Raw genomic sequence first — 25,564 nt, 5'->3', positions numbered from 1 at the left:
ACGGTGCGATGCGATCAGGAGGGGGGCCACACCCGACGGAGCCGCCCGCACAGGGCGGCGAGCTGGTCCGATGGCAGCGAGACCGGCTCATGCACCACTCGCCACACCGGTTCCAGCGGTGCGGGGTCCTGGGCCAGGCGGGGTATCAGGTGCCAGTGGATATGGGGCAGCTGGTTGCCGAGCAGTTCATAGTTGATCTTGATCGCTCCGAGCTCGCGGGCCAAGGTTTCGGCCGCCCGCGCCACCTCTTCCATCAATCCCGTCCGTTCTCCTTGCGACAGGTGAAAGAGTTCTGTGGCGTGGCGTTTCAGCACCAGCACGGTCCAGCCGCGAAAGAACTGATCGTCGTGGAGGTAGGCCCTCGTCAGTCCGGCCTCTGCGATGAAGTGGTCGGTTTGGGGCCAGGTGCCTGCGCAGGCCTTGCATGGAATGGTCGTCATGGTCGCTGGAGTGCGCGGCCTTCTTCCGGCGTGATGGTGCCCTTCTTGATCAACAGCTGGATGAGTTTGTCGAGGGTGGCGCTGCCGGGCGGTTGCGCGGCGGCTGCGGAGCCGGCGGCGTTTTTCGGCTTCGGCGGTTCGCGTTTGACCCCCATGACGCGAAAGGACGGCGTGAAGACGGCGACGTAATCTCGATTACGGATGCGGACACTGGCGGGCAGGCTCTCGCTATGCGGCACCAGATCCGGCCCGGAACCGGATGGAATGCGGAAGAACGGCTTGCCGTCGTCGGTCGTGCCGTCTTGGCCCAGGATTTCCATTCGGCTCAGCAACGATTCATTGGTCAGGTTCTCATGATCCTCGCCTGCGATGTTGGTGATGCGATCGAGGACGACGATCAGCGAATCGGCCACGAACAGATCGGCGGAGTTGTTGCGGACCGTCACGTCGTACCGATATTCGCTGGAAAAGTTGTCACGGGAGCGGAGGGTCACGACAGGGGAGACCTTGCCGGTGAGGTCGGACAGGGTATCCGCCGCGACGGCGGGTGCAGGCGTCTGCAGGCTTGCCAGCACCAGGCATAGACCTGCCGTCGCCAGTCGCTGCACGCAGCCAGTCACGTCCATGTCTACCTCCTACGTTCCGGTTCGCACGCCTCGCCAGAATAACAAAGCCGGACGGTCCGCGCGAGGAAATCCTTTGCGGGGCCTCCGCCGCTTGACACCCTCTTTTCCTGGACGATATTCTGCGCGCCGATCGCCCATCGGTTGCGGTTCGTCAACCTTGCATGTCCACCAGACGCCAGCGCGATGCGCCACTGCTGTTGTCCCGCCCCCTGACTTCGGCCCTGCTGCGGCTGTATGACTATCCCGATCCCCGCCGCCCCGATCGTATCATCAAGGGGTACGACGGTCCGCACGCGGTCCGCACTGCCCGCATGTGCGCGGCCGTGGCCGAGCGGTTGGGCCATCCGGTCGAGCGCGTCAGGCAGTATCAAATCGCCTGTGTGCTGCACGATCTGGGGCGCGCCGGGTTGGATCGAGCCCTCTTCAGCCGGATTTGGTCGTGGGCCCGCGCACAATCGATCCCCACCAGGCCGCGAGAATGGCGGGCGCGGTATCCCGAGACCAAGTACGGCCGTGAGACAGAGGCGTTCTTGTCGCGGTATCGAGGCTCCTTGGAGGCGGCAGGCGTGCTCGTCGACGACTGGGCCTGCGAGCAGGTTGAGATGCGGCTTGGGTATGCGCGGCGGTTGACCAGACGCTTACGGAACGTGAAGCCGCGGCTTCAGGATCTCGGGGTTGCGTGGGAACCCTGGATGGGCCGCATCATGTTGTACTACTACTACCCTGAGAAGCTGGAGGGCGCCAAGCCCTGGGTGCGGCAATTGGCGGAGATCCTCGTGGCCTGCGAGCAGTTCGAGGCCTATAGCAACCGGCGGCGCGGGCGCGACTATTATGTGCGGTCACGTGAAAGTCTCATGGAGGCGTTCGACTACCTCGCGTCGTTGCAGCGGGAGGGTGTGGTGAGCGTTGCGGTGCTCGACGCGCTTCGATCGCTTGCGGCTGGAGGCGCGTTCGATCGAGTGCTGGAGCAGGCTCAGGGCCGGCGCCTTTCCAGGCGAGACCGGTCACTCTTGCGAGGGGTCGGACGGGAGCAATCTCATGGCGGTTAGGAGCGTGCCCCTGCGGGTGTCGATGCAGGGCGAGAGTCGAGTGGAAAACATCACCGGACTGGTGCAGGATGCCCTCGATCAAACCGGGCTGCGGGCCGGCATCCTGACGCTCTTCGTCAAACACACGACGGCGAGCGTGTTGATCATCGAGGACGAGCCCGGCATTCGGGCCGATATGAAGACGCTGTGGGAGCGGCTGGTTCCTGCCGATCCGCAGTGGCAGCACAATCGCCTCAACGCCGGGGAAGATAACGGCCATAGCCACCTTCGAGGCCAACTGCAAGGCCATTCCCTCACGATTCCGTTCAACGACGGCGCCATGACGCTGGGGACCTGGCAGCAACTCGTACTGTTGGATTTCGATACCAGGCCGCGGACGAGAGACCTCGTCCTGCAGGCGATCGGTGAGTGACCTATGCCGGGCAGCTCTGTGAGGACAAGGGGGCCCCGACAATGGCTGGGTTGGGGAGTGACGGCGATGCTCGCCGCGGGGGTTGTGTCCGCTTCGCCGCTCGGCGCCTATGACGGAGCGCAGGGCGCTATGGCGCCGCCGGTTTTTCTGGCGACCGAATTGAGCCAGGAGGAGCAGGCGACGATCGCCGTCTTCGATCGCGCGACGAAGTCGGTCGTGTTCATCGCCAACACCGCGATCCAGCGGGATCCCTGGTCGTTCAATCTGTTCGAAGTGCCGCAGGGGTCCGGGACGGGGTTCGTGTGGAGCAAGCAGGGGCACATCGTCACCAATTACCATGTCATCTACGGAGCGGACTCCGTGACCGTGACCCTGGCCGATCGGACCGACCTCAAGGCCAAAGTCGTCGGTGCCGATCCGGACCATGACTTGGCCGTGCTGCAAATTCAGGCGCCTGAATCGGCCTTGCAGCCGGTGACCATCGGAAGTTCGCACAGCCTGCGGGTCGGCCAGAAGGTCTTGGCGATCGGTAATCCCTTCGGTCTGGACCATACCTTGACCACCGGCGTGGTCAGCGCGCTGGGCCGGACGATCAAGTCGATGAGCAATCGGACGATCGAGGGCGTCATTCAAACCGATGCCGCGATCAATCCCGGTAATTCCGGCGGGCCGCTGTTGGACAGCGCGGGGCGGCTGATCGGCGTGAATACCCAAATCATGAGTCCGAGCGGCGCATTCGCCGGGATCGGGTTCGCAGTGCCGGTGGACACGGTCATTCGCATCGTGCCCGAATTGATCAAGCACGGGAAACTCATCCGGCCTGGGTTGGGCGTTTCTCTGGTACCCGATGCCATGGCGCGGCGCTGGGGCGTGAAGGGGGTCATCATCGGGAAGATCGGACGAGGCAGCGTGGCCGAGCGGATCGGACTCCGCGGGGCGCGCGAAACCTTTGGCGGTCGCATCGAACTGGGGGATATCATCGTCGCCGTGGACGGAAAGCCGGTCGAGACCGTCGACGATCTCATGGACATCATGGAGCAACACAAGGTCGGCGATCAGGTCATGCTGGAATATCAGCGCGGCAATCGACGGCAGCAAGTGCCTGTGACGTTGCAGGCGGTGAATTGAGTCAGCCGGAGATTCCGATGGCGGCGTAGCCGGTGGACTCTATGTTAGGATGACCGAAGTCGGTCCATCCGGAGGAAGCGTTATGAGCGACCATCGACCCACCAACGATTCACAAGCAGGGGGCGCTCCATCGGCAGGCCGGGCCGAGTCGGCCTCGACCGACCCGATCGAACTGATCGACGCCTGTTTGGCCGCCTTTCCCGACGGCGATCCGCGGCAGAAACTTCTTTACAAGCTCCGGCATGTGGTGTTGGCCCAGTCGGTCGCGCAGGACCGGCGTGAGACGGAATTCAAGAAACTGACCGAAGTGGTCGCGAAACTGACCGCCCCGGCCAACCGAGTGGGTCTGTTGGTGGAAGTGCCGGCGGAAGGCTTGGCCCGCATCGTGGTCGGAGGGGCCGAGTATTACGCCAACATCGACCCCCGTGTGGCAGCGGATGACCTGAAAATCGGCACCCAGATTTTGGTGAACGAAGCCTATGCGGTCATCAAAACCCTCGGCTACGACCGTAATGGGCCGGTGTTGAAGGTGGCGGAGGTCTTGCCGGACGGACGTATTCGCTTCGAGCAGGACATGGGGCGTCAAGCGCTCATTCTGCAGCGATCGACCGATCTGCAGGGTGCGGAACTGAAGCCCGGCGACGACGTGCGCATCGATCCGACCCACCGCATCGCCATCGAAAAGTTCGAAAACCGTCAGGCCAAGGCCCACCTCCTCGATGAGGTGCCGACCGTGACCTGGGCGCAGATCGGTGGGCAGGAGGAGGCGATCGAGGCGATCAGGAAAGCCATCGAATATCCGCTGCTCCACACCGAGACCTTCAAGAAGTATCAATTTTCCCAACCCAAAGGATTTTTACTCTACGGCCCGCCCGGCTGCGGGAAGACCTTGATCGGTCAGGCGGCTGCGTCCAGCCTGTCGCAACTCATGCGGGACTTGAAGGACCAGCCGGCCGGCGGAGCAACGGGAACGAATCCGCCCGTCACCAGTGGCGCCTTCCTGCACATCAAGGGACCGGAAATTCTGAACATGTGGTTGGGAGAGTCCGAGCGGATCGTGCGCGACCTCTTCGCCAAAGCGCGGGCCCGGCGCAAAGAAGGGGCGCTGCCCTTCATTTTTATCGATGAAGCGGAGTCCGTGCTGGGCACCAGGCGCGCAATGCGCTCCTTCAACATCAACAATACGCTCGTGCCGATGTTCTGCGCCGAGATGGATGGGATCGAGTCCCTGCAAGACGTGGTGATCATTCTGGCGTCCAATCGTCCGGATCTGATCGATCCGGCGATCCTCAGGCCCGGTCGCATCGACCGGAAGATCAAGGTCGCCCGCCCGACCCGCGAGGCGGCCAGGGAGATTCTGCGCGTCTACCTGACGTCTACCCTGCCGCTTGAACGGGCGCTGGTGAATCGTCACGGTGACGATCCTGAGGCTGCGCGGCAGGTGGTGATCGAACAAGTCGTGGACAGTCTCTTTGCGCGGACGGATCAAAACCGTGTCTTGGCGATTCGCCTGCGAAACGGCCAGAACAGGGTGCTCTATCGCGGCGATCTGGTCAGCGGCGCCATCCTGTCCTCCATCGTGCAGCGGGCCAAGGAACAGGCCATCGAACGGGCGGTGGCGCAACCCGGCAACGCCGAACACGACGGCCTGCGGCTCCAGGATCTCTTGGATGCGGTGCAGGAGGAATACCGCCAGGGCGAGATGTTGCCGCCGGACGACGCGGCCGAGGAATGGCTGAAGCTCCTCGATCATCATCCGGATCAGGTCGTCGGGGTCTCCTCGTTCCGGCGTGGGCGGCAGAGCGAAGAACGGTTGGTCAATCAGATCATTTGATGCGAATCCCCATGCATCTGTTCGGGCTTGAAACCGAATACGGCATTACGCGCGAGGATCTCGATGCGGTGGATCCGGTCGAGGAATCGATGGAACTGGTCCGGGCGCATCTGACCGGGCGGTTCGAGCGTCGATGGGACTATGCCGGGGAAGATCCCCACGAGGATGCTCGCGGGTTTCGCGTCTCGGGTCTGCAGCAGGACAAGGAGGAAGACGAGTTCGCCAAGGTCGACGCGCACCGCCCCTTTTCCTTTCACGAGATGAAGAGCGATCTTGTCCTGCCCAACGGGGCGCGCTTTTACAACGACCACACCCATCCGGAATATGCCACGCCCGAATGCCGCACCCTCAAGGATTTGCTGGCGCAAGACCGGGCAGGAGAACGGCTGGTGCAGCGGGCGGCCGAACGTCGCAACCGTATGCTCGGCGGGGCCTACGTCCAGCTCTATAAGAACAACACCGACTTTCATGGCCATAGTTACGGGTGTCATGACAATTACCTCGTGCCGCGGGCACTGCCGTTCCCTCGCTTGGTGAGCGGCCTGCTTCCGTTTCTGGTCAGCCGTCAGTTGCTGGCGGGGTCGGGGAAGGTCGGGACGGAAGCGCAAGAAGCGGGGTTCGTGCCTGGCCCGTTCCAGATTTCCCAGCGGGCGGATTTCATGGAAGCAGAGCTGGGCGTGGATACCATGCACGACCGGCCCATCTTGAATACCCGCGACGAACCCCATGCCGATCGGACGAAGTATCGGCGCCTGCATCTGATCCTGGGCGACGCCAACCTCTGCGAGTATGCCACCGCGCTGAAGGTCGGGACGACCAGGCTGGTCTTGGACCTGCTGCAACGCGGTCATGAGCCGGAGTTGGAATTGGAACAGCCGGTCGTGGCCATCAAACAGCTGTCCCGCGATCCGGACTTGAAGGCCACCGTACGGTGTAAAGACGGCCGGTCCCTCTCGGGGCTGGAGATCCTGGCGGAGTATTGGAACGCGGCCAGCCGGTTCGACGACGGCGCCGACCCGGATGCCGCCTGGGTCTTGCGCGAATGGCAGCAGTGCCTTCGGCTGCTGACAGAGGATCGCGCTCAATTGGTGGGAAAACTGGATTGGGTCACGAAACAGTGGTTGCTCGACACTTTCATGCAGGAGGAGCGGATCGGGTGGGGCGACCCCTGGCTCGCCAGCTTGGATTTGGAATATCACAACATGAATCCGGAACGGGGGCTCTTTCTGGGGCTCGAGGCGGATGGCAAGGTGTGGCGCATGACCACCGAACGTGACGTCGTCGACGCCTTGAGCGCAGGGCCTGCGGATACGCGCGGCGGTCTGCGAGGGATTTGCGTGAGGCGATTTTCCGATCAGATCACGGGCATGCAATGGGAGTCGGTGCGGTTTGCCGGCGGGATGCGGGGACGTCAGCTGGACATGGGTGATTTGTTCGAGCCGGACGCGGTGCAGGCCTGCGCCAGGCTGCTGGAAACAGCCGCCACGCCGGCCCAGGCCCTGGATGCATGGAAGAGATGAAAGGATACGTCATCATGAATACGATACAGATGCCGGAACGTCGCGAAGGTCCTGGCGATCCTATGCCCAGGCCGTTAGGGCCGTCTGAGGAAGGCGGCGGACCCAGGCGGCCGGAGACTGGTTCGCCGGAGAAGGACAATTTGTTGAAGCGGATGCGCAAGGTCGATCCGAAGCAGGCGGAACGGTATCGACAACGGACCGGAGAGTAACATGGGGATGCAAGGAGATTTTTATCAGCTGCTGAGGGAGCAAGGCTATCAGTTCGGGAATCCCGCCGCGGCCGCAAGCGGCCTGGATATCCCCACCGCCACCACGATCCTGGCGTTCAAGTATCGGGACGGGGTCTTGGTGGCGGGAGATCGTCGCGCGACGGCCGGCAATATGGTCATGTACGACCGCACCGACAAGGTGTTGGAGATCGATCGCTATAGTGTGATGGCCATTGCGGGAGTCCCGGCGACGGCCTACGAAATGGTGCGGGTACTGGAACATTCGTTCAAGTACTACCGCCGGACACAGCTGCAGGAACTGAGTTTCGAGGGGAAGCTGCGCGCCGTCTCCAAATTGCTCAAGGAGAATGTCGCCGCGGCCCTCGCGGGAACGGGAGCCGTGGTGCCGGTGTTTGCCGGCTATGACCATGACCAGGGGGCGGCAAAGATTTACTTTTACGACATCCTCGGGGCGGAGTTCGAGGGCGTGGAGTATGCCGTGTCCGGCTCCGGCTCGCCGACGATCCGTGGGATTTTGCACTACATCAACACCTGGGGGCCACGGCCGCTGGGGGCGCTGCCGGAAGAAGAAGCGACGGTCCAGGCGTTGCGACTGTTAGCCAGCGCGGCGGAATTCGACTCGGCGACCGGGGGAGTGAATCGCGAGTTGGATCTGTATCCGGTGGTGAAGACGATTACAGCCGCCGGCGTCCGGACCGTGCCCGGGACGGACTTGAAGCGATTGTACGAAGCGGAAGTGTCTCGCCGGGTGTAGCGTTGAGTGTCCGGCCGACAATGGATCATCTTGTGAGGCTCGTGAGGAAACCGCACCATGTATGAGGAACCCTATCGCTGGGTGGAGGCCGTCGGCAACCGGCGTACCTATCTCGATGAACAGTTCAAGCAGGGCAGTCCCGTGGTGGCCCTCGCGTATGAGGGCGGCATCCTGCTGACGACCGTGAGCAAGGGCACGCCGAAGCTCTACGAAATTTACGACCGCATCGCGCTCGGCGGTATGGGACACCCCGCCGATTTGGAGAAGTTGCGATTCTCGCTGCTGGAGATGGCGCATGTGGAAGGGTTCAACCGTTCTCCGTCCGATGTTACGGGCGCGCGGTTGATGAAGTACGGCCTGGCGCCGGCGATCAAGCAGGCCTTCGAAGAAATCTATAAGGCGCCCTTCATCGTGAAGATTCTGCTCGCCGAACTCGGCCTCAAGCCGGAGCGGGATGCGTTTTTGACGATCAATTACGACGGCACCTTCGAGGAGAGTCGCCGATGGGCCCTGTTGGCGGCCAACCAAGCCGTGCTGGGTAAGATGGGGCGGTACCTGCAGGGGCGGCATCGCGAGCAGGTCGGCTTGTCCCAAGCGCTGGAGACGGCGCTGTGTACGTGGGCAGTCGGGGCCCTGGCGCAGGTCGCAGCCGACCCCTCGACGGACCAAGGTCCGAGCGCTGTGGACTCGACGGGCCAAGCCGAGTCCGAGGCGGAGCCGGACCGGGCTGCGTTGGTTGCCCACCTTCGGAAGACCTTGGCCGGCCGTTCCCTTGAGTGTGTGGTCCTGGAGCGCGGCGCTCCGGGTTCCTCCACCTATCGCACGCTTCGTCCCGATGAATTGACGGGGCTACTCCCGTCGGAACTCACAAGCACCACCCCGGCTTGAGATGCTGAACCGAATCTTCGGCCTCGAAACCGAGTACGGGCTGTTGGTCAACCAGGATCGACCGGACCATTCGCCCTCCTGGGTGGCGCAGCGCATTCGCGACCATATTTTCTACGGCGAGCGCCGAGGGGTGGTCGACCTACACCATCGCGGGCATGATGAACCGCCCGGCAACGGGGGGTTCCTGACGAATGCCGGACGTCTGTACCTCGACATGGGACATCTCGAGTATGCGTCCCCGGAATGCACCACCCTGACGGATTTGGTGGCGGCGGATCGCGCCGGCGACCGTATCATTCAACATGCCGTGTCGGCGCTGGGGTTGGACGAAACCGTCTCCATCATCAAGAACAACATCGATCATGAAACCGACGCGACCTTCGGCTCGCACGAGAACTATCTGGTCTCGCGCCGCTTTCCGTTTTCTCGGCGTGGGCTCGCCCCGCTGGTGACCTTTTTGGTGACACGTCAGATCTTCACGGGGGCCGGTCGCATCGGCTGCGCGAGTGACCCCAACGAATGGGTCCAAGTCGGCGGACTCATCTTGCATCGCCCCGGACTGCGGGACGCGCCGGATCGGTCCTTCGTCCCCTTCCAGATTTCGCAGCGGGCGGATCACATCGTGAACGATTTTTTCGAGTGGGTGCAGCACAACCGGGCCATCGTCAATACCCGAGACGAACCCTTGGCGGACCCCAATCAGTTTCGTCGTATCCACCTGCTCTGCGGCGATTCCAATATGGCCGAGTACGCGACGGCGCTCAAAATGGGGACCACCGGCCTGGTGCTGCAGTTGATCGAGGCCGGAGAAGCACCGCGCGGTTTGGGGCTGGACGAGCCGGTGGAGACCTTGCAGGAGATTTCGCGAGACCTCGATCGCCGATGGATGGTGCGGTTGGAATCGGGGCAGTCGATCTCCGCGCTGGATATTCAGGAGCAGTTTTTGGCGGCGGCGCAACGGCACTGCCAGGGACAGGATGAAGAGACCGACTGGGTGCTGGAACAATGGGAAGCCGTGCTCCATGATCTCCGCGGCGACTACGCGGCGCTGGTCGGCCGGATCGACTGGGCCTCTAAACTGTGGCTGCTCGAGACCTATCGCGAGGCTGAGCAGGTGGGATGGGACGATTCGATGCTGAAGAGCTTGGATCTGGAGTATCACAACCTGCATCCGGAGCGGGGGTTGTGTTACGGGTTGGAGGCGGAGGGACGGAGCCTTCGCTTGACGACCGACAAGGTCGTGGACTTGGCCCAAGACCACCCCCCGCGCAACACCCGGGCATTCGGTCGTGGCGAGTTGGTGCGGCACCTGCTGGCGTCGGAGCCTCGGGGTGCGGGCTTGGATGAAAGTGCTGATCCGGAGGATCGGTTGTCCTTCGACTATATGATCAATTGGTCCAATTTCAAGCTGCGCGGCGCAGAGCCGTTTTTCATGGCCGATCCCTTCAAGACGTACGTTCAGGAAGTCCGCAGTCACCTCTCGAGCCGATAGGCCTTCCCTACCGTTTGAACCCCATCCGCTCCAGCGCGCGTTTCGGCACATCGAACGCGAACCGTAATTGCACGGCATAGTATTTCTGCACCAGGCCCGATCGATCCAACGGCCGATCTTCTTCTCGGTACACCGCCAGTTCGGTATCCTCCCATCGGAGCGCGACCCCGACGATCCAGTCCAGCTCGGTGGGGTTGAGAGTATTGCTCGCCTCGCGGTCGGTAAAGAAATTCATGTCGCCGTAGAGGACGATGCGGTTCTTGTACAGATCCACATCGGCATGCGCGACATAGCGAAAGAGAGCGCGGCCCGTATTGTTGGGGCGTGCGAAGTAGCTGCTGTTGTGGAATAGCCAGCCGCCGCCGGCATAGGCCGTGAGATTTTGTCCGGGAAACAGGCGCCGCCACCAGGCGGCATCCTGTGTCGCTTGAAATCGAGCGGTCACCAACGCATCCGCGTAGGCCTGTATGAGTCCGCTGCGATCCAGGGGCGCGTCCCGCTCATACTGGATGCGCCAATTGAACCGATCGAGCACGCCGGTCAGGGCGAAGGTGGCATCCCATTCCGAGAGGGTGATCCAGCCGTTGGTGCGGTCGGAGAAGAAATTCTGATCGGTGTAAAAGGTCAGGTACTGTTTATACAGGTCGGTTTCGAGGTGCAACATGTGGCGCATGCCGACCAAGCCGCTGTTGTCCGGCCGGGCCGCAAAGGTGGGATTTTTGACGAAGGCACCCGTCAGGAGGTAGCCGCCGAACAGGGTTTCCTCCTCCTCGCGGGCTTCATGGTTGTCATAATCTGTTTCCTGCATGGAAGGCAGAGGCCGTCCGTACTTTTCCAGCGCGAAGGCTGCCTCGGGCCACAGGGATGCGCAAGACAGGCAACCGAGGCACAGGAGCCGGAGGAGCATGGATCGGCCTGGCCGGCTGTGCGTGATCATTCCGGACAACGGGCGAAGATGGCTTCGCAGTCATTGGAGGCGTCGACCGACGAGGGGACAAATCGATAGTGAACCCCTTCCACGCGTTCCTCTCGCAATACGACGGTCGCCCAACAGCCATGGTGGACAGTGGGGCGACTGGTCTTGGAGGAGACCATAGACTCTTCGAGCAGCGGGGCTTCTCGGTAATACCGGAGCACTGTCGCTCCGCCCTCTTGCCGTTCTTGGAGCGGGGGGCCTGCGCAGGCCAAGACCTCCGCTCTTGTCTTTTCCTGCAGGGACAGTTGATGAGGGTATCCTTCCGTCACGGGCGGCGCGCTCTGACAGCCAAGGATCAGTCCCGCTGCGACGAAGATTGGGAGCGTCTCTCGGAAGCGAAGATCTGCCAATTGCATGAAAGGGTATGGGGAACGTCTTATCGGATGCCCCTGGGTATCACAATGTGCAGGGCAAAGCAATCGGCGCTAGGCGGCATGTGGAAACGCTGTAGGATCTTCTCCGAGGTTAAACGTCTTAAGGGTGAGTGGGGAATGGAGATCACGCGAGGAGTCGACATTTATAGGTATCCGTTGTCGTCATGATGATGACGACCGTCATCGTTCTGACTCGGATCGGACCAACGGAAGGGCCGAATGGCCTTGATCAGAAGGGCGGGATGTGCTGCAGAAATCTTCTAAGGGTGTTTTTTTAAGTAAGATGCCAAATCTTATACGTTTGAGTTGACAATTACGCAGTATTCCATAGAATTAGCTTCGGATTTTGTAGATATCGGACAGTCTGCAGTGGGCTCTCGCTTGAGGCCGTGTGTGCCCTGCCCCTTCCCCTGCGACCACTCAAGTTCTCCTCATCCCAACCGGAACAGTTTGTGCCTTGCAAGAGCGCAGCCTCGCGTGCGGCTCCCGGATGGAGCCGGCGGGGATCACGCCGCAACATCGAGATCCGACATACGTTGTGGACACGGCAGCACTCAAGCCTGTGGGAGGGAATCTATGTCGAGCGATATCCTAGCCATCAGCGGGCGCATCTCTTCAGTTAAACCGGGTGCGGAGGCGGTCATTCAGCAGCAGGCGGCGCCTGAGCGGAAAAAAAGCGGAGATGCGTGGTCCTGTTCTCTTGATGAGCGACGGGCATCGCCTCGATTGGACGTTCAGCTCTCCACCACGCTGAGATTTCAAGACTTGGCCTGGAAAGGCGTGACCAAGAGCATCAGCCGCGGCGGACTGTCTCTCGTGGTGACACAAGATGTGCCGGCCGAACTGAATCAGCAGGTCCGGCTGAGCTTTCAGTCGGACGCCGTTCGGCTTGAGAGTCTGGGCGTGGTCTGCGGGATTCGGACTGGTCGGTCTGGGTCGCCACTCGAGAAGGCCGGGACTACACTGGCCATCCGATTCGTGCGCATGAGTCCGTCGGACGAGGAGGTTCTGGGAGGATTTCTGAGCGAAGGTCGCGTGCGCTCGAAGGAACTGCGCCTCCTCGCCGCCTTGGTGGCGCAAGACAATGAAGAGGTCCTGGTGGAGTCGGCGCATCGCGTCGTGGCGGTGCGCGGGCCTGTATCCGAGGCCGAGACGGCGCCTGCTCGAATCGAGCGGAGACGGCATCGGCGGGTGCGGTTGGACGTGGGTGGAGAGATGACGTTCCGGGATGGGGAGGACAGGCGGAGTATCTCCGGCATCTCAGTGAAAGATGTGACACCGACCGGAGCCTGTGTGCTGGTGCCGAGCGAGGACGATTTGATGGGGACCAAGGTCTTGTTGCGTTGGCAGCGGCCCGGTGCGACGAACGAACGCAGGTCGGTCGTTCCGATCCGCGGCGGGACCTGTACCGTGGAGGGGCAAGTGGTGTGGGCGCGTCCGGAATCTCAGGCGTCCGGCTCCACGACGATGGGCAGCCGGGGACGGACGATGTTGGCCGGGGTGCGGTTTTTGTCGGTAGAGCGGGAGACCGAAGCCCTGCTCCAGCAACTCTGTGTCCAGACGCTCGACGGGGCAACGCCGATAAAATCCGATGCCCCCTCGGTCATCACGGTGTTCGGAGAATGCACGCGCCAGACAGGAGAACGAATCGCCTTGTGCCATGATCGCTCCCGTCTGTCTGACGATACGGCAGCGCCCATTGTGGTGCTGGCGCCGGGGTATGGCGAGAGCAAGCGGGATTACGTGCCCCTCGCGTACTATCTGGCGGGCAACGGGTTCGAGGTCGTGCGGTACGACAACGTGAATCATGTGGGCGAAAGCGACGGCGTCGTCACACAGTTCCGCCTCCAGGATATGGAAATCGACTTGGAGACCGTGTTGCATCACGTGGCGACCCGATGGCCGGGCCGTCCGATCGGCCTGGTGGCCACGAGTTTGGCCGGGCGAGTGGCGTTGAAAGTGACGGGGCGATCGTCACGCGTCAAGTTGTTGCTGTTGATCAACGGCATTATGGACGTGCGTCATACGTTGCAGGCTGTTCATCAGGAGGACTTGATCGGGGAGCATCTCGCGGGTGTCCGGAAAGGCGTGGTGAACATCCTCGGGCTGACGATCGATGCAGATCGTTGGTTGGCGCAGGCCGTCGAAGGGCAGTATGCCGATTTGGCCACGACGCAAACCGACGGGGCTCGTGTGGGCGTTCCCGTTGTGCTCTTCCATGCGGAGCACGATGCCTGGGTCGATCCAGCTTCTATCCAAGCGGTGGAGCAAGCGATCGGGCCCCAGCTGCGTCATTCGTATGTTGTCCCGGGCGCGCTCCATCGAATTCAGGAAAGTCCCCGCAAGGCACGGGCGGTATATCGGCAGATCGCCGAGAGCTGCCGGCAGGAATTGTGGCCGAACCACGACGAGGCGGCGGTAGTCGAACCCTCGCATCGGGAAATCAGCTTGCAGAACCGGGTTGAACGTGAACGTGGAAAGAGCCGTCGCCCGATTGCCAAGTCGGAACATGTGGAGTTCTGGAGAGACTACTTGAACAACTTCCACACGATTCCCAACGTGGCGGATTTCTGGAGCCTGATGGACCAGGTGTATCGTTTGATGGGTGACTGCCGGCAGGGTGAGCGAATCTTGGATGCCGGGTGCGGTAACGGCAACTTCGGCGTGTTCCTGCAACTCAACCAGGCGTTTCGGCAACGCTACGCCGCGCGCAAGGATGCGCAGGTCCCGGATTACGTGGGGCTGGACTTTGTTCCGGCCGCACTGTCGCAGGCGACGAAGAATTTCGCGCAGGTACAGGAGGCCTTGCAGGAGCAATTCCGGACACGGTTCCGGACCTTTGTCCCGATGTCGATGCAGGTCTGCCGTGCCGATCTGGAGTCGCCGTTGCCGTTCCCCGATCATTCCTTTGATCGGGTCATCTGCAATCTGGTGATCGGGTACGTGCGCGACCCCCTGTTCACCTTGCGCGAATACCTACGTGTCCTGGCTCCGAACGGCCGTCTGGTCATCTCCAACCTGAAGCCCTATGCCGATTTGTCGGCCATCTATCGCAACTTCGTGGAGACGGCTCGGACGGCGGATCAAGTGGAGGAAGGTCGTCGACTCCTCGACAATTCTGGTAAGATCAAGGCGCGCGAGGGGGAAGGCGTGTTTCATTTCCTCCACCAGGCCGAATTGGAAGGACTGCTGCGCGCCGCGGGCGTCGCTCATCCCCGCGTCTATTCGACGTTCGGGAATCAGGCGTTGCTCGCCGTGGCGGAAAAAGACCTGGCGAGTATGCCGCTTGCGGCCTGATCCGATGGAGGGTGCCATGCCGGAGTGGATGCCATGAAGATCCTTGCGCTAAGCGCATTGGTCAATGCGCTGGCCGCCATGGGCCTCGGGCTGTTCGTGTTCTTCCGGGATCCCTCCGCGCCGCGCAATCGCATCTACGGCCTCTATTGCCTCAGCATCGCCATCTGGAGCGTGTTCTATTGCGGGTGGCAGCTCAGCGAGTCGAGAGAGTCAGCCGTCACGCTCCTTCGCCTGGCGATGGCCGGCGCCATCCTCATCCCGGTTTTGTATTTCCACCATACGGTCACCTTCCTTGACATCGCGGGACGCCACGCCAAAACCCTGCGGGTTGGGTATGCCATCGCGGCGGGCCTGTTGCTGACTGATGTGACGCCCTGGTTCGTGGCCGGCGTTCGCCCCGCCATGGCGTTTGCGTTTTGGCCCATTCCCGGGCCCTTCTTCCATCCCTTCCTCCTGTATTTCGCTTGGTACGTCATCTATGCCACCTCCCTCGTCGGCGTCGCGTTGCGGGATGCCATTGGGATCAGGCGGCACCAGTATGCCTACATGCTCGCTGCGAGCATCATCGGGTACGTGGGAGGGGCCACCAACTTTCCACTCTGGTACGACATTCATCTCTTGCCCTACGGCACGGTGCTCATCACCGTGTATACGGCCTTGATGGCCTATACGATCGTCCGATACCGGTTGATGAACATCAGCGTAGTGCTGAACAAGGGGTTGGGGTATGCCATCGTCTTGGCCATCATCGTCGTGGCGACTTCCATCGGCGCGGTGCTCAGCAATCGGGCAACGGCCCACTCGACCCCACCCTTATTGGCGGGGACCCTGTTCCTCATCTGCGGGTTGTGGGTGCTCAGCAATAATCCGCGTTCGATGTCGAATGTCATCTTCAGCGGGATCGGCGCGGCCGGCTGCCTGTGGCTGTTCGGTTGCTTCATGTTGTTCTCCGCCTCCCGCGAGGACGAGGCGCTCTTGTGGATGCGGGTGATCTATGCCGGTGTCGTCTGCTTGCCCCCGTTGACGTATCACTTTGCGCAAAACCTGGTCGGCGTGGCCGCTCATGACCGACTGATCGGGTGGAACTATGCCGTCGGTGGTCTCTTCTTCGGGCTGCTGTTCACCTCGTATGTGTTCGACGGTCAGTATGTCTACTACTGGGGACGATATCCGAAGGCGGGGGTGCTGCACCCGCTGCTGGTGATGTATGCGTTGGCCGGAGGCTGCGGCACGCTCTACCGCCTGTATCAAGGGTATCGCCTCCATGCCGGCTCTTCGCCTCTTCTGGGCGCGCAGCTCAAGTACACCTTTGCGGCCTTTCTGCTGGGGGTCACGGCATCGCTCGATTTTTTGCAGAGTTACGGCATAGGCTGGTACCCGCTGGGCTACTTATTGGCCGGGCTGTCGGTCACGGTGGTGGCCTACGCGATCGCCAAATACGAATTGATGGATGTGTCGTTCGTGCCGAGCCGACCCAAGGTCGTGCTCTCCATCAAGCTCATGGGGTTGATTCCCGCTTACCTGGTGATTCTGCTCGTCATCCGCTTCTTTACCGGAACCTTCCATTACCTCTTGGCCGGGGTGTTGTTTGCATTATTCGTGATTGTCTCGAGCGGCTTGGCGAACTTGCAGAAGGGGGTCGAGCGAGCAATCGGACAGACGCTGTTCCGTGAGCGGTACGATGCCTACGACACGTTGGTGCAGTTCTCGAAGTCGCTGGTGGCGATCCTCGAACTCAAGTCGCTCACCAAGGAGATCGTGCAGACTCTGGCGCGCGTGATGAACATCAAGACGGCGTCGGTCTACGTGCTTGACAAGGAGCAGGGACTGTACAGTTTGGCCGCGTCATACGGATTCATGAGCCGCGAATCCGCGATCCCGTCCATCAAGATGGACGGCGAGTTTCCGAAGACTTTGTTGCGGACGGAGACGGCGTTGGTGCGTGAGGAAATCGAATACGATAGGACGGCTCCCGAGCATCTTCGATTACTGGATACGTTGAAAGGCCTCGAATCCGAGGTCTGTATTCCGCTGGTGAGTAAGGAGCGCTTGGTGGGGTTCTGCAATCTCGGCCGACGGTCCAACCACAGCATGTACTCCACGGAGGAATTGGGCCTGCTCAAAACGTTGGCCCAACACGCGTCGATCGCGATCGACAATGCGTTGCTGTATGAAGACCTGCGCCGATCCCAGCTGTTGATGCGGCGCACGGACCGCTTACGATCCCTGGAAACCATGGCCGGAGGATTTGCGCACGAGATTCGCAACCCGCTGACCTCGATCAAGACGTTCGTGCAGTTGGCTCCCGATCGGCGGGACGACGTGGAATTCATGGAACAGTTCAGCCAGGTGGTGTGTGAGGACGTGGAGCGGATCGAGCGGCTGGTGCATGAAATTTTGGACTATGCCCGCTACATGACCCCGAAGTTTACCCAAGAAAATCTCAACGATGTGGTCTCCTCCTGCCTGTACTTCATCGAAGTCAAGGCGAGCAGCAAAGCCATTACGATCACCAAGGATCTCGTCCCTGATCTTCCCTATGTGAAGTTGGATCGGCAGCAGATCAAACAAGTATTGTTGAATCTTTTCATCAATGCCGTCGAGGCGATCGGTGTAGGCCATGGCGGTACGCTGTCCGTGCGCACGCGTCGATTGGCCAAACCGACCAACGAGCCGTGGGTGCAAATCGAAGTGGAGGACAGCGGACCGGGCATCGAACCTCGAGACTTGGAGCACATTTTCGATCCGTTCTACACCACCAAGCATGAAAGCGGTGAACGGGAAGGCACGGGGCTGGGCCTGACCATCGCCCATCAAATCGTCCAGGAGCACGGCGGGTATTTTGAAGTGACCAGCGAGGTCGGTCACGGAACCAAGTTCCTGGTCAGCCTCCCTGTGAATCCGCCTGTGGCGGAGTGGCGGACCGCAGCGCCGGTCTACGATGACGGCAGGAAACTGGCGGGGGCATTTCTGGCCAGGCCGCAGATTGGATTGGAGGACCAATTCGGGCAGTCCTCACCCGTCATCAAGGGCTCTTCCCACTAGCGCGTCGCGGAGCCATTCACGATCAACTCCACGATTCGGTTTTCCACCCAAAAACGATCCTCTCCGACCCGATCCCGCTGAAGAAATCCGCAGTGGCCGCCATGGTTTGTGAGGCACAGCCTTATCCAAGGGTTGTGGCGGATCGATGCCGCTTCGAACATGGAGATGGGGATGAAGGGATCATCCATGGCCGAGAAAATCGTGGTGGGGACATGGATGCCGTCGAGCACGTGGCGGGCCCCCGAGCGGTCATAATAATCCGCTACGCCTTCGTAGCCGCCATCCGGCGCGGTGTATAGGTCATCAAAGGCACGTATCGTCCGAATTCCGGCGAGGGCGGAGATATCCCAGCGACCGGGCGAAAGCGCGGCTTTTCGCGCAAGGCGGGCCTTCAGCCCTCGAACGAAATACTCGTGGTAGAGGCGGTTGGCCGGCTGTTCGAGGGCTTGCACGCAGACCGTGGGATCGATATTGGGGCTGACGGCAATGAGGCCGCAAAGCGAGGGAAGTGCGCTGCCCGCTTCACCGGCCATTTTGAGTGCCAGATTCCCTCCCATGGAATAGCCGACAAACCAGAGTTGGTCCAGGCCATCTTGCTTGCTCAGTTCCTCAAGAGCGGCGCGGAAATCGTGACTGAGCCCGCTGTTGTAGAGGGTGGGAGAGAGCGCTTCCGACCCGCCGCAAGTTCGCTGATTGAGCCGGACGATGTTCAGCCCCGCAGCCCAGCCCTTATCGGTCAGACCCAGCATGTAATGGGATTCGCTGGAGCCTTCCAGCCCGTGCAAGAGCACCATCGTCGGTGCGGCGACGCGATCGGATTGCCAGTGGCAGTATCCGAGGATTTGCGTTCCGGGTGCCACGGTGAAGAGGCGTCGTTCGACGGGTCTGAAGGGATCGACGCGGGTGCGAGGCCAGAATTTCGGGAGAATGGTCATGCCGTGCGCATTTCGCAACCACCATGGTGCGGTGAAGGGCGGCATGTCGGTCATGCGGTCAGCATAACTGAGGCGGGAGCGAGAAACCTAGAGGAAATCAAACAAGGGAAGTGTGCAAGGAGGGATTGGCTCCCCGAACACGACAAACATGAGCAATGGAGCTGTCTTGTTCGTGTGACGGTCAAGAAATGACTCCCATCGATTCATGTTTTCGATCGCTTGGCCTGGTCAACGAGACTGGGTTAAGCTGACTCAGTGGTAGGCGCGTTTGTATCCAACATAAGGCGCTCGTTAGCCAGGCCCATTATCGCAATATCAGCAAGATTGCCAAGATATAAAGACAGTGGAAGTCCTGTTCCAGGCAGTGCCACGACTCGTAGTTCCTTTTGAGTCGAGTAATGAGAGAATTTCCTGAATGCCCCCATTGGACCTGCATAGCTGTTTTTATCGACATACTTCACGACTGCATAATGTGGCTGAAGACCAACCTTGATTATTGCCTGGGTCAGTCGTCGAAGAAATTCATTCGCGTCCCAGAACAGGACGTAAGAATCTCCGAAGCCTAAGCGGTCGAGTCCTAATAACCTTCCATAGTCGGTTGGTCGTGGCGTATGGAGACAGTAGACATTGGCTTTTTCAAGTTTTCGATCATCTGCCCGAATTGGGCCAGTTAGTCTACCTATCGTGCGCCATTCCCCTTCGTGCTGCATGCTGAGAGTGGCTCCCTCTGAAGCCATGGAATAGCCCAATCCCTCGTTAGGGTCCAATCGTGGCAGGCTATTTTCGACGGCTCTGAAGTCAAGCAGTGGCCTCATGAACACATGCCCCTCATTCAGAAGCTGGGCCATGTGCTCTTTTTCTCCAAGCTTAAACATTGCGATGGGTGGATCATCTTCCATGGATTCTCCCGTGTCGTATAGGCCTTACAGGCGTTGAGATCCGTGCAATGTACCTTGGCGTAGCCGCCCGATCCGGCGACAGCCGGACGGGCGGAATGGCCCCCGTCTCAGTAACACGGGGGGCTATAGATACTGAGGAGAAAATTAGCCTTAATATCACCCAATTCTGAGGAGCCTTTGCGAGGATATAGTATTTCCCCCACAGCATATTGCTTGGCACGATCATTGTGCAATCGTGAACATTGGGATTTGTACCTCAAGTGAGTACGTCTAGAGTGTGGAAGCTTTACGATTGCTAAGGTACAGGGCTCAATATTAATGTACGGCGTTTGTCAGCAAGCGGACCTGAACACAATGAGGTGCCATGAAAATTCCGAAAAGTTTGTATGTTGAACCCACAGTTTGGGCCGCGAAGAAAAAGACCTATGATTATAGCTACAGGGAAATCACAATCGAAGATATCGTGGGCAATCACGATGTGGAAAGGATCGAGGCGGAAGCAGACAATTGCCTCAATCGGCTGAAGCGTGACGGTCGTACATGGGAACTTGACGCAGTCCTTGTTGGATCACCCATTGAAGCCAGAAATACTGTTATCGTTTTCCGAACTAGGCGACATGATCAGGGTGGCAATTAGGGGATGGTGCCTTTCTATGAGCTAATCGTAAAACTGATTCAGTCATCCTAATGCTAGAAGCGCGGTCGAGATTTTTCACTCATGTGGGAGGCCTGCGATGAGAATTCTGTTCATTGGGTTGATTTTACTGATGGCATCGTGTGCATCCGTTAACCCGCAAGAATTCAGAGGCCCGAATGGGAAACCTGCTTACTCAATGAAGTGTAGTGGACTGGGCCGTACGTTGGACGATTGTTATAAGAAGGCTGGAGAAGTTTGTAATAGCGGGTACAACATTATCGACCGTGCCTCAGGTACCGTTGCTGTTCCAACAAGAGGTGGAATATTGGCTGCCCCGCAACACACTCTTGCGATTGAGTGTAAATAGTCTAATTTTGAGGATACCATGGGTTCTCAGTCGAGGCCTTCTTTGTATCTGTGCACAGTCCTTTTTTCTTCTTTCCTATTAGCAGCTCTCATGGCTGTGTTAAAGGCTGAAGCAAAAATGGGTGCGAAATTTGGGCTATCTTATGCTCAGGAGGATGGTCGGTATTGGGTAAAAGCTCGTGGACGCTTCCGTGGTCGAGGCTTGCGGCAGGGAGTGCCATATTCTGGTCCTGTGCTAACGCGTGAGCAGTTACGCCAGTGCTTGATACATGAGAATGACATCAACGTGATGTCACGTGTTATTGATCAAGAATCTCTTCCTCTTAATACAGCGACCAACGAGCTGGAGGTCTTGGCAAAGGAAGTTGCAGAAAGTGATGCTGCCGTTGACGCATACAGACAGGAATCTGTCGAATCCCATAACAAACTTGTCCGGCAATATAATTCAGCTTTGGCAGAATATAACGCGACAATACCGGAGGCTCTTGCTCGCGTAAACACGAAGGTAGAGAAGATGAATGCAACGGTTTCGAGGTTTAACAGCCAGTGCGCCGACCTGGCATACTACATTCACGATATGGAAGCGGTTGAGAAAGAATTGGGACTCAGACACGCAGAGCCGAATAGGTGATTCTCGGATATAGTTGTATCTCTTGATTCACGCCGGCGGTCACGCGGGCGCATCTTGGGGGCAGGGGGGTGTCGCCAGACTCCCCCCATTCTTTTTCCAGCCAATTAATGAGCCTCCTATCCGAACCATCCCCACCAGCGCTGCTTGACTCATTATGTAACTTCATGGTAACGATATGACCATGAATAAACGAAATGCTCATGACTCTTCGATTCCACAACTGGAAATGCCCGATATCGTCGGCTTACCACGCAACTGGGACATCCTCATCGAGTATCTTCGCCAGCGACGGTACACGTCCGGCGATGTCGAGACCTGCATCGGGGTGTCTCGCAAGGTCCTCAAGGATTGGGATGGGGCAGGCATTATGGACCAGCTCTATCAGGGCCTCGGTTCAGGCCGAGGGGATGAACGGTTCGGCAAGTGGCGGCTCTTCTCCATTTTCGATATTTGGAACCTGGCCTTCTATAAACGACTCAGAGATGTGGGGATTGATATTGCACGGTTGCGCGGGGTGAAGAAGGCAAACCCAAATGAGGTGTTCGAAGGGGGCATTATTCAGTGGTGGTTTTATCAGGCCCTGCCTTCTTGGATCTATCGCCAGCCGTATTGGGTATATAGCGACCTCGAAAAGGATGTCAGCTATACCTCGATCGAACGAAAAACCGCTGCGATTTATTTCGTTCGCATTGCCCACGTCGAGTCGATGGGAGGGGATCTCTTTATTACGGTGAACCTGGTTCCGCTCATGGATAAGGTCATGGCATTGAACGGCCCTCTTCGACTGACGCTGGACAAAATAAAAGGAATCACGGTGCGAGTAGAGGCGCATGAGCTTCGTCTAGAGCCTTTGCCGAAGCCTGAGAAGTCATGATCTCGGAACAGGGGGCATATACACTTCTCCTGCATGGCATCGATACGGTGCAATGCGCCTATTATCTTACGCCGCCGCTCCCGCAATTCCTCGATTTCCGAGCACTCGCTGTGATCAAGGAACAGCTTCGGATGAATAAGAGCCGGGAACCTCGGGCCGTGATGCTTGGAGATACCGAGTTTTTCATCCATCCGTATGGCAGCAGCTCAGGTTTTCCATTCGTGCTCTCGAATGAGGATTTCAAGATAGAACTGGGAGAGTTCAACAATCCCTCCTGTTTCGTGACCTATCGAAGCCAAGCCCTGTGGCGGCAATCGGCTTCAACCCTCCATGACAAGTTTGTGGCTTGGACTACGTCGGTTGGTTGTGAAATGCAGCAGCCCGAAAGCCTTTCTCGGGTGGATTTCTGCTTTGACTATTCCTTGGCCGAGCGGGACTTTGACGCGGATTCGTTCGTGAGCCTGTCCGATAAGGACAGCCAGCATCGGGAGAACGGGACCGTTCAGACCTTCACGTTAGGCAAAGGCGATGTGGTGCTCCGGGTCTATGACAAGATTGCGGAAATCCGGCAGCAAAGCGCCAAGGTCTGGTTTCATGAGTTGTGGGGCCAGGATGAGCATGTTTGGCGGATCGAATGGCAGGTCAGGAAAGCGCTGCTGAAAGGGTTCTCGATTCGAACGTTTGTGGATCTGCAGGAGCGGCAAGGGGCCTTGCTGCACTTTTTAGCTGAAAGCCACGATACGTTGAGAATTCGGACGGAGGACAGCAATCGGTCCAGGTGGCCGTTGCATCCTCTGTGGATTGATCTCCAGCAGCGGATTGCTGCCTTGCACATGCTGGAAACTAAACACCTTGACGGCAAAGAGCTGGTCCTCGATGAACGGCTCATGAGGCTCACGATCAGCATCTATGGTTACCTGAAGCGGATGGCGGCAGTTTCCTGTGTGAAACAAGAACAGGAAATGATGACGGAAGAAGAGGCCTATGAGCTTCTTGGAGAGCGGTTGCATCGTCTGTTTGATCCACTGAGCTGGAAGGCCGATGTGCGCAAGCGCATGAAGGCCATCGAGTTGGGGGAATGGTGAGAAAGGCGGAGGTCCTCAAGCTGGTTCACGGTCATGTGACGCATGTGTTGCTTGTGGCCCAAGCCTCGTTGCCGTCAAGCCAGTTTCAAGCCTTTCGGACGGTGGTGCTCAATGAATTCGGACGGAATGGGTTGGAAGGGGAGTTGGAGCGGTTGGAGTATCAACTAGGGGCTGAGGAACGGAACGGAATGGGCCGGAATACATGATGCACGAAAGGCGGTGGCCCATGCGTGTCCCATGAGGTTAAACCGAACAACATTACGGTACGTTTCGACGTGGATTTGATCGACGTGACCGATGCCGAGGTGGAGCTGATTGAAGCGTCCCTTGGCGAGCTGATTCCTGCACTGTTAGCGAACCAAGAGGAAGAAGGGTAAGGCCATGATTGTCGCGCTCTATGCACGGGTTTCGACGAGTAAACAGGCGGAGAAAGATCTCTCTATTCCAGACCAACTCAATCAGATGCGGGCTTGGTGCCAGACTGGCGGCCATACGGTGGGTGCGGAATATGTGGAGCCTGGCGCGTCGGCCACAGACGACCGGCGCCCGGTCTTTCAGCGCATGATTGGTGAAGTGTGTGTAAAACCTTCCCCTTTTGAGGCCATTGTGGTGCACAGCTTCTCTCGCTTCTTCAGGGATGCAATCGACTTTGGGATGTATGAACGGAAGCTGAAAAAATATGGGGTATCCGTGCAGTCCATCACGCAGCAGACCAGCGACGACCCATCCGGGGAGATGATGCGCCAGATGATTAGTGTGTTCGATCAATATGCGAGTAGAGAAAATGGCAAGCATACGCTGCGGGCTATGCGTGAGAACGCCAGGCAGGGTTTCTTCAATGGTTCGCGTCCACCGGTGGGCTACCACACGGTCGAGGTAGAACTTCCCGGCAACAAGGGAAAGAAAAAGCGATTAGAAGTCGAGGAAAGTGAAGCGCTCGTGGTGAACCGGATCTTTCACTGGTACCTGCACGGAGATCGAGGCCGGGAGCTTGGGTTGTATGGGGTGGCGGCGCGTTTGAATGAGCAGGGTGTGCTGATTCGGGGGCGGCAATGGACCAAGGGCCGTATCTATGAGGTTTTGACCAACCGAGCCTATATCGGTGAGCACTATTTCAATAAATACGAAAAGCGAGGCAGGGATGTTCGGCGGATGAAGCCACGGGAGGAATGGGTGCCGGTCAAAGTCGAACCCATTGTGAACCAGGAGCTGTTCTTGGCCGTGAAAGAGAAGTTGGAATCCCGATCCCCTGAGAAGGTTCCGCCACGGGTCGTCAATTGCCCTACGCTTCTTACTGGGTTACTGAAATGCGGGGTTTGTGGGGCCGGGATGACGCTGGCAACCGGCAAAGGCGGGAAGTATCGCTATTACAAGTGTTCAAGTCGCATTCTCAAGGGGAAAGACACCTGCGCAAGTGAAAACCTCCCCACTGAGCTGGTTGATCGGCTTGTCCTGACCTCACTGGCAGACAAGGTCTTTACGCCCTCACGAGTCCAAGCCGTGTTGGAAGGGCTTGGGAAGCGTTTGAGGCGGTCCCAAACCGATTATGAGGGAAAACTGAAGCAGTTGACCAAGGAAGTCGAAAGCCTGCAGTACAGAAGTAATCAGCTCTACGAGGCGGTAGAGAAAGGTTTGTTACCGATGGACGAGACGTTGACCGCTCGGGCCAACAAAATACAGGCTCAGCGGCAGGCCTTATTGCTCGAAATAGCGGGGCTTCGACGGCTGAAGCAAATGCCTGTGGATGCCCTTGGAGAGAAGAAGGTGCAGGCCTTTATCACGGTCTTGCGCGAACGGTTAATCGAGAAAGACCGCTCCTTCAGTAAGCACTATCTCAAGCTTCTCGTCGATGAGATCCGGTGTCTCGATAAACAGCTTGTGATGAAAGGGAGCTATGCAGCGCTTGCCAAGATGGTTGGAGAAACTAAAAAGGGCACCCCAGAGAGCGGAGTGCCCAGTTTTGGTCTAGATTGGCTCCACGGCCCTTATTCTAGTCGCACGCTTCAATTCCATATGTCTAGAATTGTTTCCTGTTAAGCTGCGGGCCCGATTATCATTGGAGCAAAAGCAGA

General features: G+C 59.0%; 24 protein-coding genes. 18 read left to right on the top strand and 6 right to left on the bottom strand.

Features of this window, described 5'->3' with window-relative positions:
* Positions 1 to 14: 14 nt before the first annotated feature.
* A complete protein-coding gene (locus HRU82_06985) occupies positions 15 to 440 on the bottom strand; it encodes an HIT family protein (GenBank protein ID QOJ34701.1) in 426 nt (141 codons plus the stop codon).
* Positions 437 to 1,066, bottom strand: coding sequence for a hypothetical protein (locus tag HRU82_06980; protein QOJ34700.1), 630 nt, complete (start codon positions 1,064 to 1,066; stop codon positions 437 to 439). Before HRU82_06980 ends, HRU82_06985 begins: the two co-directional genes overlap by 4 nt.
* A 161-nt stretch (positions 1,067 to 1,227) precedes the next feature.
* On the opposite strand from HRU82_06980, the gene HRU82_06975 reads away from it, so the two are divergent.
* The 9 genes from HRU82_06975 (at position 1,228) to HRU82_06935 (ending at position 10,373) form a co-directional block, all read left to right on the top strand.
* Positions 1,228 to 2,115 (top strand): hypothetical protein, encoded by an 888-nt coding sequence (locus tag HRU82_06975; GenBank protein ID QOJ34699.1) that lies wholly within the window; start codon positions 1,228 to 1,230, stop codon positions 2,113 to 2,115.
* Between the two features lie 10 nt (positions 2,116 to 2,125).
* Positions 2,126 to 2,527, top strand: coding sequence for a YjbQ family protein (locus HRU82_06970; protein QOJ37141.1), 402 nt, complete (start codon positions 2,126 to 2,128; stop codon positions 2,525 to 2,527).
* Between the two features lie 3 nt (positions 2,528 to 2,530).
* Complete coding sequence (locus HRU82_06965; protein QOJ34698.1) at positions 2,531 to 3,655, top strand: trypsin-like peptidase domain-containing protein; 1,125 nt, start codon at positions 2,531 to 2,533, stop codon at positions 3,653 to 3,655.
* Positions 3,656 to 3,737: 82 nt separating this feature from the next.
* Positions 3,738 to 5,489 (top strand): AAA family ATPase, encoded by a 1,752-nt coding sequence (locus HRU82_06960; GenBank protein QOJ34697.1) that lies wholly within the window; start codon positions 3,738 to 3,740, stop codon positions 5,487 to 5,489.
* An 11-nt stretch (positions 5,490 to 5,500) separates the two neighbouring features.
* The gene (locus HRU82_06955) at positions 5,501 to 7,009 is read left to right on the top strand and encodes a proteasome accessory factor PafA2 family protein (protein QOJ37140.1); all 1,509 of its coding nucleotides are present in this window, start codon (positions 5,501 to 5,503) and stop codon (positions 7,007 to 7,009) included.
* A gap of 14 nt (positions 7,010 to 7,023) precedes the next feature.
* The gene (locus tag HRU82_06950) at positions 7,024 to 7,218 is read left to right on the top strand and encodes a ubiquitin-like protein UBact (protein ID QOJ34696.1); all 195 of its coding nucleotides are present in this window, start codon (positions 7,024 to 7,026) and stop codon (positions 7,216 to 7,218) included.
* A gap of 1 nt (position 7,219) precedes the next feature.
* A complete protein-coding gene (locus tag HRU82_06945; GenBank protein ID QOJ34695.1) occupies positions 7,220 to 7,993 on the top strand; it encodes a proteasome subunit alpha in 774 nt (257 codons plus the stop codon).
* Between the two features lie 57 nt (positions 7,994 to 8,050).
* The gene (locus HRU82_06940) at positions 8,051 to 8,881 is read left to right on the top strand and encodes a proteasome subunit alpha (GenBank protein ID QOJ34694.1); all 831 of its coding nucleotides are present in this window, start codon (positions 8,051 to 8,053) and stop codon (positions 8,879 to 8,881) included.
* 1 nt (position 8,882) lies between these two features.
* Positions 8,883 to 10,373: a proteasome accessory factor PafA2 family protein gene (locus HRU82_06935; protein ID QOJ34693.1), complete on the top strand. Its 1,491-nt coding sequence runs from the start codon at positions 8,883 to 8,885 to the stop codon at positions 10,371 to 10,373.
* Between the two features lie 7 nt (positions 10,374 to 10,380).
* Here HRU82_06935 and HRU82_06930 read toward each other — a convergent pair whose 3' ends face one another.
* The gene (locus HRU82_06930; GenBank protein QOJ34692.1) at positions 10,381 to 11,181 is read right to left on the bottom strand and encodes a hypothetical protein; all 801 of its coding nucleotides are present in this window, start codon (positions 11,179 to 11,181) and stop codon (positions 10,381 to 10,383) included.
* Positions 11,182 to 11,306: 125 nt separating this feature from the next.
* Positions 11,307 to 11,705 carry a hypothetical protein gene (locus HRU82_06925; protein QOJ34691.1) on the bottom strand — a complete coding sequence of 133 codons (399 nt, stop codon included), beginning with the start codon at positions 11,703 to 11,705 and terminating at the stop codon, positions 11,307 to 11,309.
* A gap of 594 nt (positions 11,706 to 12,299) precedes the next feature.
* On the opposite strand from HRU82_06925, the gene HRU82_06920 reads away from it, so the two are divergent.
* A complete protein-coding gene (locus HRU82_06920; GenBank protein ID QOJ34690.1) occupies positions 12,300 to 15,020 on the top strand; it encodes an alpha/beta fold hydrolase in 2,721 nt (906 codons plus the stop codon).
* A gap of 33 nt (positions 15,021 to 15,053) precedes the next feature.
* Positions 15,054 to 18,065 carry a GAF domain-containing protein gene (locus HRU82_06915; GenBank protein ID QOJ34689.1) on the top strand — a complete coding sequence of 1,004 codons (3,012 nt, stop codon included), beginning with the start codon at positions 15,054 to 15,056 and terminating at the stop codon, positions 18,063 to 18,065.
* Here HRU82_06915 and HRU82_06910 read toward each other — a convergent pair.
* Complete coding sequence (locus HRU82_06910; protein ID QOJ34688.1) at positions 18,062 to 19,054, bottom strand: alpha/beta fold hydrolase; 993 nt, start codon at positions 19,052 to 19,054, stop codon at positions 18,062 to 18,064. The genes HRU82_06915 and HRU82_06910 overlap by 4 nt on opposite strands.
* 188 nt (positions 19,055 to 19,242) lie before the next feature.
* The gene (locus HRU82_06905; protein QOJ34687.1) at positions 19,243 to 19,899 is read right to left on the bottom strand and encodes a hypothetical protein; all 657 of its coding nucleotides are present in this window, start codon (positions 19,897 to 19,899) and stop codon (positions 19,243 to 19,245) included.
* A gap of 364 nt (positions 19,900 to 20,263) precedes the next feature.
* Here HRU82_06905 and HRU82_06900 point away from each other — a divergent pair, with 364 nt between their 5' ends.
* The 7 genes from HRU82_06900 to HRU82_06870 all read left to right on the top strand — a co-directional run bounded on the left by HRU82_06900 (position 20,264) and on the right by HRU82_06870 (position 25,529).
* A complete protein-coding gene (locus tag HRU82_06900) occupies positions 20,264 to 20,536 on the top strand; it encodes a hypothetical protein (protein ID QOJ34686.1) in 273 nt (90 codons plus the stop codon).
* Positions 20,537 to 20,993: 457 nt separating this feature from the next.
* Positions 20,994 to 21,533, top strand: a complete 540-nt coding sequence (locus HRU82_06895; protein QOJ34685.1) for a hypothetical protein — start codon at positions 20,994 to 20,996, stop codon at positions 21,531 to 21,533.
* 181 nt (positions 21,534 to 21,714) lie between these two features.
* Complete coding sequence (locus HRU82_06890) at positions 21,715 to 22,407, top strand: hypothetical protein (GenBank protein QOJ34684.1); 693 nt, start codon at positions 21,715 to 21,717, stop codon at positions 22,405 to 22,407.
* A complete protein-coding gene (locus HRU82_06885) occupies positions 22,404 to 23,492 on the top strand; it encodes a hypothetical protein (GenBank protein QOJ34683.1) in 1,089 nt (362 codons plus the stop codon). Before HRU82_06890 ends, HRU82_06885 begins: the two co-directional genes overlap by 4 nt.
* Positions 23,486 to 23,698: a hypothetical protein gene (locus HRU82_06880; protein QOJ34682.1), complete on the top strand. Its 213-nt coding sequence runs from the start codon at positions 23,486 to 23,488 to the stop codon at positions 23,696 to 23,698. The genes HRU82_06885 and HRU82_06880 overlap by 7 nt, the downstream gene beginning before the upstream one ends.
* Positions 23,699 to 23,722: 24 nt before the next feature.
* The gene (locus HRU82_06875) at positions 23,723 to 23,869 is read left to right on the top strand and encodes a hypothetical protein (protein QOJ34681.1); all 147 of its coding nucleotides are present in this window, start codon (positions 23,723 to 23,725) and stop codon (positions 23,867 to 23,869) included.
* A 4-nt stretch (positions 23,870 to 23,873) separates the two neighbouring features.
* Entirely contained in the window at positions 23,874 to 25,529 is a 1,656-nt protein-coding gene (locus HRU82_06870; GenBank protein QOJ34680.1) for a recombinase family protein, read from the top strand.
* The last annotated feature ends 35 nt before the right edge of the window (positions 25,530 to 25,564 follow it).

This window comes from Nitrospira sp., assembly GCA_015709715.1.
Classification (GTDB): Bacteria; Nitrospirota; Nitrospiria; order Nitrospirales; family Nitrospiraceae; genus Nitrospira_A.
This window is presented reverse-complemented; position numbering and strand designations above follow the sequence as displayed.